Origin of the sequence: Escherichia sp. WS1368 (assembly GCF_046487485.1) — a bacterium.
Taxonomy (GTDB): Bacteria; Pseudomonadota; Gammaproteobacteria; order Enterobacterales; family Enterobacteriaceae; genus Escherichia; species Escherichia coli.
In genome coordinates this window covers 429,365-443,727 of sequence record NZ_JBJQJI010000003.1, presented here as the reverse complement: position 1 = coordinate 443,727, position 14,363 = coordinate 429,365, and the positions used below count along the sequence as shown (strand labels likewise).

Genomic DNA, 14,363 nt, shown 5'->3' with positions numbered 1-14,363 from the left:
AAATAAATTAGTCGCGCTTCGCGCCAGTACGCAGCAGGCCGGATGCACCTTCAGAATAGTCGCGAGGCATCTGCACCGGTGCCTGATCGTTGCTGGCTTCAGACTCTGCCAGACGATTACGGAACGGGTTTGCTTCAGCAGACAGTTCCGGCAGCAGGCTGCTGGAGCTTTTCGCCATATGCTGATACAGCTGGCGATAGTCGTGCGCCATGGTATCCAGTAATTCCGCGCTGCGGGCAAAGTGGCTAACCAGCTCTTCGCGATACTCGTCCAGTTCAGCTTTATTCTTTTCCAGTTCGTACTGCAACGCCTGTTGCTGGCGTAGTTTACGATTACCAAAACGCATGGCCACAGCACCAATAATGATGCCGACGACTAACCCAATTAGCGCATATTCCCAGGTCATGAACATCTCCCGTTGTCTTTTGTTTCCGTAGGGTGTTGGCTTCAGGCTCCATGCCTGCGGCTGATTATGCCACTATAACCGTTAATTCCACAGAAGTGGAATCCCGACTGCATATCGCGTAGTGTAGAACGGCCTTTTTTTCGTCAACCGTGAACAACGGCGCACCGATTATTCAAGGAATAACAATAAGATCATGCAAAGCATTACCCCAACATCGCAATACCTGAAGGCGCTCAATGAAGGCAGCCATCAACCCGACGACGTTCAAAAAGAGGCCGTCAGCCGCCTGGAAATTATTTATCAGGAACTCATCAATAGCACGCCTCCAGCCCCCAGGACGAGTGGGCTAATGGCGCGGGTCGGTAAACTGTGGGGTAAACGCGAAGACACAAAGCATACGCCAGTGCGTGGCTTATATATGTGGGGCGGTGTAGGACGCGGGAAAACCTGGCTGATGGACCTTTTCTATCAAAGCCTGCCGGGAGAGCGGAAACAGCGTCTGCACTTTCACCGTTTTATGCTGCGGGTACATGAAGAGCTAACTGCTTTGCAGGGGCAGACCGATCCGCTGGAAATTATTGCCGATCGCTTTAAAGCAGAAACTGACGTGCTCTGTTTTGACGAATTTTTTGTTTCTGATATTACCGATGCCATGCTACTTGGCGGTCTGATGAAAGCCCTGTTCGCCCGCGGTATTACCCTGGTAGCGACGTCAAATATTCCGCCGGACGAACTTTATCGAAATGGCCTACAACGTGCGCGTTTTTTGCCTGCAATCGATGCCATTAAACAGTATTGTGATGTAATGAACGTGGACGCTGGTGTTGATTATCGACTGCGTACACTCACTCAGGCGCATCTGTGGCTTTCGCCCCTCAACGATGAAACCCGGGCGCAAATGGATAAACTATGGTTGGCGCTGGCGGGGGCGAAACGAGAAAATTCACCGACGTTAGAAATCAACCATCGGCCATTGGCGACAATGGGCGTCGAGAACCAGACGCTGGCGGTCTCTTTTACTACGCTGTGCGTCGACGCCCGCAGTCAGCATGACTATATTGCGCTCTCACGCCTCTTTCACACAGTCATGTTGTTTGATGTACCACTTATGACGCGGTTGATGGAGAGCGAAGCGCGGCGCTTTATTGCGCTGGTGGATGAGTTTTACGAGCGCCATGTCAAATTAGTGGTGAGTGCAGAAGTGCCGCTGTATGAAATTTATCAGGGCGATCGGCTGAAGTTTGAGTTCCAGCGTTGCCTGTCACGTCTGCAAGAGATGCAAAGCGAAGAGTATCTGAAGCGCGAGCATTTGGCGGGTTAAAACCTGCCACAAATCACAAAAAGGGGTCGATCTTTGACCCCGACTTCTCTATAATCCTGCGACCCCACGTTACAAGAAAGTTTTTTTCCCAAAACTTTTTGTGTGCTGGCATAGGCTATTCGAAGGGGTAGGTTTGCCGGACTTTGTCGTGTGAACCTCAACAATTGAAGACGTTTGGGTGTTCACCAACGTGTAACTATTTATTGGGTAAGCTTTTAATGAAAACTTTTACAGCTAAACCAGAAACCGTAAAACGCGACTGGTATGTTGTTGACGCGACCGGTAAAACTCTGGGCCGTCTGGCTACTGAACTGGCTCGTCGCCTGCGCGGTAAGCACAAAGCGGAATACACTCCGCACGTAGATACCGGTGATTACATCATCGTTCTGAACGCTGACAAAGTTGCTGTAACCGGCAACAAGCGTACTGACAAAGTGTACTATCACCACACCGGCCACATCGGTGGTATCAAACAAGCGACCTTTGAAGAGATGATTGCTCGCCGTCCTGAGCGTGTGATTGAAATCGCGGTTAAAGGCATGTTGCCAAAAGGCCCGCTGGGTCGTGCTATGTTCCGTAAACTGAAAGTTTACGCGGGTAACGAGCACAACCACGCGGCACAGCAACCGCAAGTTCTTGACATCTAATCGGGATTATAGGCAATGGCTGAAAATCAATACTACGGCACTGGTCGCCGCAAAAGTTCCGCAGCTCGCGTTTTCATCAAACCGGGCAACGGTAAAATCGTAATCAACCAACGTTCTCTGGAACAGTACTTCGGTCGTGAAACTGCCCGCATGGTAGTTCGTCAGCCGCTGGAACTGGTCGACATGGTTGAGAAACTGGACCTGTACATCACCGTTAAAGGTGGTGGTATCTCTGGTCAGGCTGGTGCGATCCGTCACGGTATCACCCGCGCTCTGATGGAATACGACGAGTCCCTGCGTTCTGAACTGCGTAAAGCTGGCTTCGTTACTCGTGACGCTCGTCAGGTTGAACGTAAGAAAGTCGGTCTGCGTAAAGCACGTCGTCGTCCGCAGTTCTCCAAACGTTAATTGGCTTCTGCTCCGGCAGAAAACAATTTGCGAAAAAACCCGCTTCGGCGGGTTTTTTTATGGCTAAATTCTGAATCAGCGTAAAAAATGGAAAGTTGCTTTTTGCTGCCGTCTGACAGACAGGCAAAACAAAAACCACATCGCCAATAAGGGACTAAGTCAACTATTTCAGACTAAAGCGCATCTCTTTTTCCCCATTTCCGGCATCGACTCACCACAAAGGTCGCAAAATCTGGTAAACTATCATCCAATTTTCTGCCCAAATGTCGGGTATTGCTCATTTTTTGTTTGATTTTCGAACAAAGAGAGTCGTTCCTTACTGGGTAACACAACTTCTGACTGGCCACCTGGTGGCTGGTAGCAGTAAAAATTCTGACTATACCTGGAGGTTTTCATGGCTGTCGCTGCCAACAAACGTTCGGTAATGACGCTGTTTTCCGGTCCTACTGACATCTATAGCCATCAGGTCCGCATTGTGCTGGCTGAGAAAGGTGTAAGTTTCGAGATCGAACACGTGGAAAAGGACAATCCGCCTCAGGATCTGATTGACCTCAACCCGAATCAGAGCGTTCCGACCCTGGTGGATCGTGAGCTGACCCTGTGGGAATCTCGCATCATTATGGAATATCTGGATGAGCGTTTCCCGCATCCGCCACTGATGCCTGTTTACCCGGTAGCTCGCGGTGAAAGCCGTCTGTACATGCATCGCATCGAAAAAGACTGGTACACGCTGATGAACACCATCATCAACGGTTCAGCTTCTGAAGCAGATGCCGCACGTAAGCAACTGCGCGAAGAACTGCTGGCGATTGCGCCGGTCTTCGGTCAGAAGCCGTACTTCCTGAGCGATGAGTTCAGCCTGGTCGATTGCTACCTTGCTCCGCTGCTGTGGCGTTTGCCGCAACTGGGCATCGAGTTCAGCGGCCCGGGTGCGAAAGAGCTGAAAGGCTATATGACCCGCGTCTTTGAGCGTGACTCTTTCCTTGCTTCTTTAACTGAAGCTGAACGTGAAATGCGTCTGGGCCGGAGTTAATCTGTATGGATTTGTCACAGCTAACACCACGTCGTCCCTATCTGCTGCGTGCATTCTATGAGTGGTTGCTGGATAACCAGCTCACGCCGCACCTGGTGGTGGATGTGACGCTCCCTGGCGTGCAGGTTCCTATGGAATATGCGCGTGACGGGCAAATCGTACTCAACATTGCTCCGCGAGCTGTCGGCAATCTGGAACTGGCGAATGATGAGGTGCGCTTTAATGCGCGCTTTGGTGGCATTCCGCGTCAGGTTTCTGTGCCGCTGGCTGCCGTGCTGGCTATCTACGCCCGTGAAAATGGCGCAGGCACGATGTTTGAACCTGAAGCTGCCTACGATGAAGATGCCAGCATCATGAATGATGAAGAGGCATCGGCAGACAACGAAACCGTTATGTCGGTTATTGATGGCGACAAGCCAGATCACGATGATGACACTCATCCTGACGATGAACCACCGCAGCCACCACGTGGTGGTCGACCAGCATTACGCGTTGTGAAGTAATACTAAAACAGGCCCTGGCGGCCTGTTTTGTCTTTTTAATGACTTAATAAAATAGCGTGATTGTGGCAATCATATTCACCACGAAACCGACTGCCATGGGGATCGCTGTCCGCTTCACTACCGCAAAAGGCGAAACGCCTGCAATTCCTGACGTAACGACCACCACCGCAGTAATCGGCGAAACAGCGCGCGCTAGCGTCGTGGCAAAATGCATCGGCATAATCATTACAACCGCTGGCACATGTAGTCCGGCTGCGATATTCGGAATAAGACTGGCAAATGACATAAACGGCGCATTGCCTGAGCCCATCACAATGGCACAAATGGCAATGACCAGCGCCATAATAATCATCACGCCAATACCGCCCAGACCAGAATGCTCCGCACCCCTGATAACCGCATCGACAGTGCCAATCGTCGTTAAGCCTTTCGCAAATATTTCACCCGCGACCACCAGCGTTACCACGTTGGCAAACTGCGTACCCATGCCGTCAAAAAACGCCTGCACATCATCCATTGTTTCGCGCAAGTTATGCTTGCGGAAGAACTCAACAAACATCGTCACCGTCAAACTCAGTAACATCACCACCACCAGATGCAGTTCTGACTGCATCAGCCCGACGTGGGCAAGGAACAGCGAGCCGAGCATCAGGATTAACGGCATCACCGGTAAAATGGCGTAATAGAGCGGCGGGACATTATCGAGAGCTTTTTGCTCTGCCTGTTCGTGATTGATATTTTTATCTTTTTTGTCGAAAGCGCGTTGCACGAAAAAGTGGGAGATCGCCACCGAGATAATGACGCAAGAGGCGACCGGAAGCTGGTAGTGGAAGAAGTAAGTGGCAATTTTCATTCCTGCGACCTGGGCAGCAAAAATGGAGTTCGTTTCCAGAATCCCCCACTCAATGGACATCGTGGTTGCGATAACCGCCACCGCAGAGAGGCGACTTACTCCCAGACTCACCAGCGTCGGAAATAAGGTGACCATCAGCAACATACCCAGACCGGAGGCGCTGGTAATAAACTGCGCCATGATTTGGCCGATGACGTAAGTTGCCGACAGAATAATATACGGCGAGCGAATGAGTTTTAACGGGCGGCTTAACAAGCTCACCATCGCGCGACTTGCCCCTATGCGCTCCATATAGCGGGCATAACCGCCCACTGCCATAATCGACAGCCCCAATCCGGCAATGCGGTTGGACAGCATGCGCAGGATTTCATTATAAATATCGACGATCAAGTAGCCGCTGCTTTTGGCGGGATCGAGCACACCACCGAACCCTAACCAGACACCGCACATCATCAGGAAGATACCTGCGGCAGCCAGCACCACCTGAGGTTTGTAGTTTTTCAGGATCAAATAGCCCATCGTAATTAATACGATGACAGATATAATTATGCCGAACATTGTTGAACTCCGTGTCAAAAGAAAACGGTCAATCCCATAAACGGCAGATTGAAAACAATGATGTTATATTTTTTGCAAGGCTATTTATGGTGCGGATGTCGTGTTTTTAATTGTAGATGAGGTGATTTTTCATTAAAAAATATGCGCTTATGATTATTTTGTAAGAACACATTCATAATATTCATAATACTTGTTAATAGTCTTATGAATAATTCAATCGGGATGTTTTTATCTGCGTTACATTAATTTTTCGCAATAGTTAATTATTCCGTTAATTATGGTAATGATGAGGCACAAAGAGAAAACCCTGCCATTTTCCCCTACTTTCAATCCTGTGATAGGATGTCACTGATGATGTTAATCACACTGACCTTACAGAATGGGCCTTATGAACGCATTTGATTCGCAAACCGAAGATTCTTCACCTGCAATTGGTCGCAACTTGCGTAGCCGCCCGCTGGCGCGTAAAAAACTCTCCGAAATGGTGGAAGAAGAGCTGGAACAGATGATCCGCCGTCGTGAATTTGGCGAAGGTGAACAATTACCGTCTGAACGCGAACTGATGGCGTTCTTTAACGTCGGGCGTCCTTCGGTGCGCGAAGCGCTGGCAGCGTTAAAACGCAAAGGTCTGGTGCAGATAAACAACGGCGAACGTGCCCGCGTCTCACGTCCTTCTGCGGACACCATCATCGGCGAGCTTTCCGGCATGGCGAAAGATTTCCTTTCTCATCCTGGCGGGATTGCCCATTTCGAACAATTACGTCTGTTCTTTGAATCCAGCCTGGTGCGCTATGCGGCTGAACACGCCACCGATGAGCAAATCGATTTGCTGGCAAAAGCACTGGAAATCAACAGTCAGTCGCTGGATAACAACGCGGCATTCATTCGCTCAGACGTTGATTTCCACCGCGTTCTGGCGGAGATCCCCGGTAACCCAATCTTCATGGCGATCCACGTTGCCCTGCTCGACTGGCTGATCGCCGCACGTCCAACCGTGGCTGATCAGGCTCTGCACGAGCATAACAACGTTAGCTATCAACAGCATATTGCGATCGTTGACGCGATCCGGCGTCATGATCCTGACGAAGCCGATCGTGCGTTGCAATCGCATCTCAACAGCGTCTCTGCTACCTGGCACGCCTTCGGTCAGACCACCAACAAAAAGAAATAATGCCACTTTAGTGAAGCAGATCGCATTATAAGCTTTCTGTATGGGGTGTTGCTTAATTGATCTGGTATAACAGGTATAAAGGTATATCGTTTATCAGACAAGCATCACTTCAGAGGTATTTATGGCAACGAATTTACGTGGCGTAATGGCTGCACTCCTGACTCCTTTTGATCAACAACAAGCACTGGATAAAGCGAGTCTGCGTCGCCTGGTTCAGTTCAATATTCAGCAGGGCATTGACGGTTTATACGTGGGTGGTTCGACCGGCGAAGCCTTTGTACAAAGCCTTTCCGAGCGTGAACAGGTACTGGAAATCGTCGCCGAAGAGGCGAAAGGTAAGATTAAACTCATCGCCCACGTCGGTTGCGTCAGCACCGCCGAAAGCCAACAACTTGCGGCATCGGCTAAACGTTATGGCTTCGATGCCGTCTCCGCCGTCACGCCGTTCTACTATCCTTTCAGCTTTGAAGAACACTGCGATCACTATCGGGCAATTATTGATTCAGCGGATGGGTTGCCGATGGTGGTGTACAACATTCCAGCCCTGAGTGGGGTAAAACTGACCCTGGATCAAATCAACACACTTGTTACGTTGCCTGGCGTCGGTGCGCTGAAACAGACTTCTGGCGATCTCTATCAGATGGAACAGATCCGTCGTGAACATCCTGATCTGGTGCTCTATAACGGTTACGACGAAATCTTCGCCTCTGGTCTTCTGGCGGGCGCTGATGGTGGTATCGGTAGTACCTACAACATCATGGGCTGGCGTTATCAGGGGATTGTGAAGGCGCTGAAAGAAGGCGATATCCAGACCGCGCAGAAGCTGCAAACCGAATGTAATAAAGTCATTGATTTACTGATCAAAACGGGCGTATTCCGCGGCCTGAAAACGGTCCTGCATTATATGGATGTCGTTTCTGTGCCGCTGTGCCGCAAACCGTTTGGACCGGTAGATGAAAAATATCTGCCAGAACTGAAGGCGTTGGCCCAGCAGTTGATGCAAGAGCGCGGGTGAGTTGTTTCCCCTCGCTCGCCCCTACCGGGTGAGGGGAAATAAACGCATCTGTACCCTACAATTTTCATACCAAAGCGTGTGGGCATCGCCCACCGCGGGAGACTCACAATGAGTACTTCAACCCAGAATATCCCGTGGTATCGCCATCTCAATCGTGCACAATGGCGGGCATTTTCCGCTGCCTGGTTGGGATATCTGCTTGACGGTTTTGATTTCGTTTTAATCGCCCTGGTACTCACCGAAGTACAAGGTGAATTCGGGCTGACGACGGTGCAGGCGGCAAGTCTGATCTCCGCAGCCTTTATCTCTCGCTGGTTCGGCGGCCTGATGCTCGGCGCTATGGGTGACCGCTACGGGCGTCGTCTGGCAATGGTCACCAGCATCGTTCTCTTCTCGGCCGGGACGCTGGCCTGCGGCTTTGCGCCAGGCTACATCACCATGTTTATCGCTCGTCTGGTCATCGGCATGGGGATGGCGGGTGAATACGGTTCCAGCGCCACCTATGTCATTGAAAGCTGGCCAAAACATCTGCGTAATAAAGCCAGTGGTTTTCTGATTTCCGGCTTCTCTGTGGGGGCCGTCGTTGCCGCTCAGGTCTATAGCCTGGTGGTTCCGGTCTGGGGCTGGCGTGCGCTGTTCTTTATCGGCATTTTGCCAATCATCTTTGCTCTCTGGCTGCGTAAAAACATCCCGGAAGCGGAAGACTGGAAAGAGAAACATGCTGGTAAAGCACCAGTACGCACGATGGTAGATATTCTCTACCGTGGTGAACATCGCATTGCCAATATCGTAATGACACTGGCGGCGGCTACTGCGCTGTGGTTTTGCTTCGCCGGTAACCTGCAAAATGCCGCGATCGTCGCTGTTCTTGGGCTGTTATGCGCCGCAATCTTTATCAGCTTTATGGTGCAAAGTACGGGCAAACGCTGGCCAACGGGCGTAATGCTGATGGTGGTCGTGTTGTTTGCTTTCCTCTACTCATGGCCGATTCAGGCGCTGCTGCCAACGTATCTGAAAACCGATCTGGCTTATAACCCGCATACTGTCGCCAATGTGCTGTTCTTTAGTGGCTTTGGCGCGGCGGTGGGATGCTGCGTAGGTGGCTTCCTCGGTGACTGGCTGGGAACCCGCAAAGCGTACGTTTGTAGCCTGCTGGCCTCGCAGCTGCTGATTATTCCGGTATTTGCGATTGGCGGCGCAAACGTCTGGGTGCTCGGTCTGTTACTGTTCTTCCAGCAAATGCTTGGACAAGGGATCGCCGGGATCTTACCGAAACTGATTGGCGGTTATTTCGATACCGACCAGCGTGCAGCGGGCCTGGGCTTTACCTACAACGTCGGCGCATTGGGCGGTGCACTGGCCCCAATCATCGGCGCGTTGATCGCTCAACGTCTGGATCTGGGTACTGCGCTGGCATCGCTCTCGTTCAGTCTGACATTTGTGGTGATCCTGCTGATTGGTCTGGATATGCCTTCCCGCGTTCAGCGTTGGCTGCGCCCGGAAGCATTGCGTACTCATGACGCTATCGACGGCAAACCATTTAGCGGTGCCGTGCCATTTGGCCGCGCCAAAAACGATTTAGTCAAAACCAAAAGTTAATCCTGTTGCCCGGTCTCTGTACCGGGCCTTTCGCTAAGGGAAGATGTATGTCGTTACTTGCACAACTGGATCAAAAAATCGCTGCTAACGGTGGCCTGATTGTCTCCTGCCAGCCGGTTCCGGACAGCCCGCTCGATAAACCCGAAATCGTCGCCGCCATGGCATTAGCGGCAGAGCAGGCGGGCGCGGTTGCCATTCGCATTGAAGGTGTGGCAAATCTGCAAGCCACGCGTGCGGTAGTGAGCGTGCCAATTATCGGGATTGTGAAACGCGATCTGGAGGATTCTCCGGTACGCATCACGGCCTATATTGAAGATGTTGATGCGCTGGCGCAGGCGGGCGCGGACATTATCGCCATTGACGGCACCGACCGCCCGCGTCCGGTGCCTGTTGAAACGTTGCTGGCACGTATTCACCATCACGGTTTACTGGCGATGACCGACTGCTCAACGCCGGAAGACGGCCTGGCATGCCAAAAGCTGGGAGCCGAAATTATTGGCACTACGCTTTCTGGCTATACCACGCCTGAAACGCCAGAAGAGCCGGATCTGGCGCTGGTGAAAACGTTGAGCGACGCCGGATGTCGGGTGATTGCCGAAGGGCGTTACAACACGCCTGCTCAGGCGGCGGATGCGATGCGCCACGGCGCGTGGGCGGTGACGGTCGGTTCTGCCATTACGCGTCTTGAACACATTTGTCAGTGGTACAACACAGCGATGAAAAAGGCGGTGCTATGACCACACTGGCGATTGATATCGGCGGTACTAAACTTGCCGCCGCGCTGATTGGCGCTGATGGGCAGATCCGCGATCGTCGTGAACTTCCTACGCCAGCCAGCCAGACACCAGAAGCCTTGCGTGATGCCTTATCCGCATTAGTCTCTCCGTTGCAAGCTCATGCGCAGCGGGTTGCCATCGCTTCAACCGGAATTATTCGCGACGGCAGTTTGCTGGCGCTTAATCCGCATAATCTCGGTGGATTACTACACTTTCCGTTAGTCAAAACGCTGGAACAACTTACCAATTTGCCGACCATTGCCATTAACGACGCGCAGGCCGCAGCATGGGCAGAGTATCAGGCGCTGGAAGGCGATGTAACCGAGATGGTGTTTATCACCGTTTCCACTGGCGTCGGCGGCGGTGTAGTGAGCGGCGGCAAACTGCTTACCGGCCCTGGCGGTCTGGCGGGGCACATCGGGCATACGCTTGCCGATCCGCATGGTCCAGTCTGCGGCTGTGGACGCACAGGTTGCGTGGAGGCGATTGCTTCTGGTCGCGGCATTGCGGCGGCGGCGCAAGGGGAGTTGGCTGGTGCGAATGCGAAAACTATTTTCACGCATGCCGGGCAGGGCGATGAGCAGGCGCAGCAACTGATTCACCGTTCCGCACGTACGCTTGCAAGGCTGATCGCTGATATTAAAGCCACAACTGATTGCCAGTGCGTGGTGGTCGGTGGCAGCGTTGGTCTGGCAGAGGGGTATCTGGCGCTGGTGGAAACGTATCTGGCGCAGGAGCCAGCGGCATTTCATGTTGATTTACTGGCGGCGCACTACCGCCACGATGCAGGTTTACTTGGGGCTGCGCTGTTGGCCCAGGGAGAAAAATTATGATGATGGGTGAAGTACAGTCATTACCGTCTGCCGGATTGCATCCTGCGTTACAGGACGCGTTAACACTAGCCTTAGCCGCCAGGCCGCAAGAAAAAGCACCGGGTCGTTACGAATTACAGGGCGACAATATCTTTATGAATGTCATGACGTTTAACACTCAATCGCCCGTCGAGAAAAAAGCGGAATTGCACGAGCAATACATTGATATCCAGCTGTTGTTAAACGGTGAGGAACGGATTCTGTTTGGCACGGCAGGCACTGCGCGTCAGTGTGAAGAGTTCCACCATGAGGATGATTACCAGCTTTGCAGCGCCATTGAGAACGAGCAAGCCATCATCTTAAAACCGGGAATGTTCGCCGTGTTTATGCCGGGAGAACCGCATAAACCAGGATGCGTTGTCGGCGAACCTGATGAGATTAAAAAGGTTGTGGTGAAGGTTAAGGCTGATTTAATGGCTTAAAACTTAGTTCGTTTTAAAGATTCTGCAGACACTGTCTGCAGAATTCGAAACCGCTGAAATTAACGGCGTCTATAGCCTTCCTCTAGCACCGCCTGTGTTCGAACGAGTTCATCCGCGAGTCGTTTTTCATCAGGTAGTTGCATCTTATATTCGCTCGCCAGAACGGTGTTAGGCAAACCAGCCAGTGCATAATACGCTTCGCCGGCTCCTTTCTCTGCACAGAGAACCAGACCGATGGGCGGATTTTCATCCGGTAGTGTCCAGTGCTCTTTGGCGTAGTTGAGATACATATTCATCTGTCCGGCATCGCTATAGCTGAATTTGCCCACTTTTAGATCGACGATTAGCAGGCAGCGTAAACGGCGGTGGAAAAACAGCAGATCGACACGAAACCAGTTGTCATCAATGCGTAACCTTCGCTGTCGACCAACAAAGGCAAAATCATCCCCAAGTTCCAGCATGAAATCCATCAGGTGGTTGATCAGCGCCTCCTCAAAATCGGATTCTGAGTATTCATCTTTCAATTCCAGAAATTCGAGCACAAAGGGATCGCGTATCGCCTGCTGCGGAAGAATATGCGTCTCGGTAGGAGCGTGTTGTTGCAGCATGGCTGATTTGTCATGTGACAGTAGTGTCCGCTCATAAAACTGGGTCGCAATTTGTCGTTCGAGCTGACGAGCAGACCAGCCACAGCGGAGTGTCTCTTTCTCATAAAAGCTGCGAGCATCAGCTTTTTTAACAGAAAGCAAACGGACGTAAGTGGACCAGGGCAGGGGGAAGGATTTGGCGAGTTGCGCTAAATGGCAAGATTCTCCAGACACAGTCTGGAGAATTGTGGGGGTGAATTGTGCAGACAGTGTCTGCACAATTTCAATTCTTTGAAAACAAATATAAAAATTCTTAAACTGCCATAAATTCCTGGTGGAAAATCCACGCTTATACCTTAGACTTAAATCCTTTGATAGTCGCTTGATTAGCTGCGCACCATACGCAGCCCTGGCCTCGCCACCTTGTTCAAATTCGACAATTCGTCGGCCAATTTCCCAGTACGTCGCGGTCATTAACGCGTTAACGCTACGTACCGTTTCCGTTCGGGCGCTATCGACCAGATGAATAATGCCGTCGTGGATTTGCTGGTAGCCTGCTGTGGTTCCTTCTGAGAGCGATTCCATTATCTGTCCCTTAATATGGCGCAGTGTTGAATAATGGAATCAGCTATACGCCGGGCATCTGCCGGTAACAATCCAGATGTGCGTATTACATTGGTTTTCTTCAGATTATGCGAGGCGCTTTCCAGAACGAAAGGAGAATTTCAGCGCCGACTCTTTTCTGAGGAGGCGGCGCTGGGACAGAGCTTAAACTTCCAGCCAGTTCATAATGCCGTCTGCCGCTTTGCGACCTTCGGCGATGGCGGTAACGACCAGATCGGAACCACGGACGATATCGCCGCCAGCAAAGATTTTCGGGTTACTGGTCTGGAAGGCATTGTCGTTGCCTTCTGGGGCGATGATGCGACCTTGCGAATCCAGCTCGACGCTGTGTTTCGCCAGCCATTCCATGCTGTGTGGGCGGAAACCAAACGCCATGATCACCGCATCTGCCGGAACGATATGTTCGGAACCTGCCACGATCTCCGCGCGGCGACGGCCTTTGGCATCCGGTTCGCCCATTTCGGTACGTACCATTTTTACGCCGCTGACTTTGCCGTTACCGTTCACTTCAATCCCCAGTGGCTGGACATTGAATTTGAACTCTACACCTTCTTCTCGCGCGTTTTTCACTTCGCGGCGGGAACCTGGCATGTTCTCTTCATCACGACGATAGGCACAGGTAACGTGCTTCGCTCCCTGGCGTACAGACGTACGCACGCAGTCCATCGCAGTGTCGCCACCGCCAAGTACCACCACGCGTTTGCCTTCCATGCTGACGAACGGTTCTTCGCGGGTTTCGCCAAAGCCCATTAACTGTTTGGTGTTGGCGATAAGGAACGGCAGCGCTGCGTACACGCCATCGGCGTCTTCGTTTTCCAGCCCGCCGCGCATTGACTGATAAGTCCCGACGCCAAGGAACACGGCATCGTAATCACTCAGCAGATCGTCCAGCTGTACGTCGCGGCCCACTTCGGTATTGAGTTTGAATTCAATACCCATGCCGGTGAAGATTTCACGGCGGCGCGTCATTACCTCTTTTTCCAGCTTGAAAGCCGGAATACCGAAGGTCAGCAATCCGCCAATTTCCGGGTGACGGTCGAAGACGACCGCTTTTACGCCGTTGCGCGTCAGGACATCCGCGCACGCCAGACCCGCCGGGCCTGCGCCGATAATCGCCACTTTTTTACCGGTTTGTTTCACGCCGGACATATCCGGACGCCAGCCCATCTCGAACGCTTTATCGTTGATATAGCGCTCAATGTTGCCGATGGTCACTGCGCCGAACTCATCGTTCAGGGTGCAGGAACCTTCGCACAGACGGTCTTGCGGGCAGACACGTCCGCACACTTCCGGCAGGGTATTGGTCTGATGCGACAGTTCTGCCGCTTCAAAAATACGCCCCTCGTTGGCGAGCTTCAGCCAGTTCGGGATGTAGTTGTGTACCGGGCATTTCCACTCGCAGTATGGGTTGCCGCACGACAGGCAGCGGTCAGCCTGCGCTTTGGCCTGGCCTTCGGAAAACGGCTCGTAAATTTCAACAAACTCAATTTTGCGGATCTTCAGCGGTTTCTTTGGCGGATCAACGCGCTGCAGGTCGATAAATTGATAAACATTCTGACTCATTGTTG

15 protein-coding genes are annotated in these 14,363 nt (G+C 51.9%); 11 read left to right on the top strand and 4 right to left on the bottom strand.

What is annotated here, in order from left to right; translation table 11 throughout:
• Nucleotides 1-7 precede the first annotated feature (7 nt).
• Nucleotides 8-406, bottom strand: coding sequence for a Z-ring associated protein ZapG (gene zapG / locus ACJHYD_RS10885; RefSeq protein WP_001295270.1), 399 nt, complete (start codon nucleotides 404-406; stop codon nucleotides 8-10).
• A gap of 193 nt (nucleotides 407-599) precedes the next feature.
• Here zapG and zapE point away from each other — a divergent pair, with 193 nt between their 5' ends.
• The 5 genes from zapE (at nucleotide 600) to sspB (ending at nucleotide 4,318) form a co-directional block, all read left to right on the top strand.
• Nucleotides 600-1,727 (top strand): cell division protein ZapE, encoded by a 1,128-nt coding sequence (gene zapE, locus ACJHYD_RS10880; protein ID WP_001551714.1) that lies wholly within the window; start codon nucleotides 600-602, stop codon nucleotides 1,725-1,727.
• Nucleotides 1,728-1,945: 218 nt separating this feature from the next.
• Nucleotides 1,946-2,374, top strand: coding sequence for a 50S ribosomal protein L13 (gene rplM, locus ACJHYD_RS10875; protein WP_000847559.1), 429 nt, complete (start codon nucleotides 1,946-1,948; stop codon nucleotides 2,372-2,374).
• Between the two features lie 15 nt (nucleotides 2,375-2,389).
• Nucleotides 2,390-2,782 (top strand): 30S ribosomal protein S9, encoded by a 393-nt coding sequence (gene rpsI / locus ACJHYD_RS10870; RefSeq protein WP_000829818.1) that lies wholly within the window; start codon nucleotides 2,390-2,392, stop codon nucleotides 2,780-2,782.
• Between the two features lie 394 nt (nucleotides 2,783-3,176).
• Nucleotides 3,177-3,815 (top strand): stringent starvation protein SspA, encoded by a 639-nt coding sequence (sspA, locus tag ACJHYD_RS10865; protein WP_000257293.1) that lies wholly within the window; start codon nucleotides 3,177-3,179, stop codon nucleotides 3,813-3,815.
• Between the two features lie 5 nt (nucleotides 3,816-3,820).
• Nucleotides 3,821-4,318: a ClpXP protease specificity-enhancing factor gene (gene sspB / locus ACJHYD_RS10860; protein WP_000366126.1), complete on the top strand. Its 498-nt coding sequence runs from the start codon at nucleotides 3,821-3,823 to the stop codon at nucleotides 4,316-4,318.
• A gap of 43 nt (nucleotides 4,319-4,361) precedes the next feature.
• Here sspB and dcuC read toward each other — a convergent pair whose 3' ends face one another.
• Nucleotides 4,362-5,729, bottom strand: a complete 1,368-nt coding sequence (gene dcuC, locus ACJHYD_RS10855) for an anaerobic C4-dicarboxylate transporter DcuC (protein ID WP_000466989.1) — start codon at nucleotides 5,727-5,729, stop codon at nucleotides 4,362-4,364.
• Between the two features lie 379 nt (nucleotides 5,730-6,108).
• Here dcuC and nanR point away from each other — a divergent pair, with 379 nt between their 5' ends.
• The 6 genes from nanR to nanQ all read left to right on the top strand — a co-directional run bounded on the left by nanR (nucleotide 6,109) and on the right by nanQ (nucleotide 11,584).
• On the top strand, nucleotides 6,109-6,900 hold the full coding sequence (gene nanR, locus ACJHYD_RS10850) for a transcriptional regulator NanR (protein WP_000523844.1): 792 nt from the start codon (nucleotides 6,109-6,111) through the stop codon (nucleotides 6,898-6,900).
• A gap of 121 nt (nucleotides 6,901-7,021) precedes the next feature.
• Entirely contained in the window at nucleotides 7,022-7,915 is an 894-nt protein-coding gene (gene nanA / locus ACJHYD_RS10845) for an N-acetylneuraminate lyase (protein WP_000224714.1), read from the top strand.
• A gap of 108 nt (nucleotides 7,916-8,023) precedes the next feature.
• Entirely contained in the window at nucleotides 8,024-9,514 is a 1,491-nt protein-coding gene (gene nanT / locus ACJHYD_RS10840; protein ID WP_001551713.1) for a sialic acid transporter NanT, read from the top strand.
• Nucleotides 9,515-9,561: 47 nt separating this feature from the next.
• Nucleotides 9,562-10,251, top strand: a complete 690-nt coding sequence (locus tag ACJHYD_RS10835; protein WP_000054239.1) for an N-acetylmannosamine-6-phosphate 2-epimerase — start codon at nucleotides 9,562-9,564, stop codon at nucleotides 10,249-10,251.
• Nucleotides 10,248-11,123, top strand: coding sequence for an N-acetylmannosamine kinase (gene nanK / locus ACJHYD_RS10830; protein WP_001551712.1), 876 nt, complete (start codon nucleotides 10,248-10,250; stop codon nucleotides 11,121-11,123). The genes ACJHYD_RS10835 and nanK overlap by 4 nt, the downstream gene beginning before the upstream one ends.
• Complete coding sequence (nanQ, locus tag ACJHYD_RS10825; protein ID WP_000979887.1) at nucleotides 11,120-11,584, top strand: N-acetylneuraminate anomerase; 465 nt, start codon at nucleotides 11,120-11,122, stop codon at nucleotides 11,582-11,584. Before nanK ends, nanQ begins: the two co-directional genes overlap by 4 nt.
• A 59-nt stretch (nucleotides 11,585-11,643) precedes the next feature.
• Here nanQ and ACJHYD_RS10820 read toward each other — a convergent pair whose 3' ends face one another.
• Nucleotides 11,644-12,756, bottom strand: coding sequence for a YhcG family protein (locus ACJHYD_RS10820; protein ID WP_000445130.1), 1,113 nt, complete (start codon nucleotides 12,754-12,756; stop codon nucleotides 11,644-11,646).
• Nucleotides 12,757-12,939: 183 nt separating this feature from the next.
• Nucleotides 12,940-14,358 carry a glutamate synthase subunit GltD gene (gene gltD / locus ACJHYD_RS10815; RefSeq protein WP_000081680.1) on the bottom strand — a complete coding sequence of 473 codons (1,419 nt, stop codon included), beginning with the start codon at nucleotides 14,356-14,358 and terminating at the stop codon, nucleotides 12,940-12,942.
• Nucleotides 14,359-14,363: the final 5 nt, after the last annotated feature.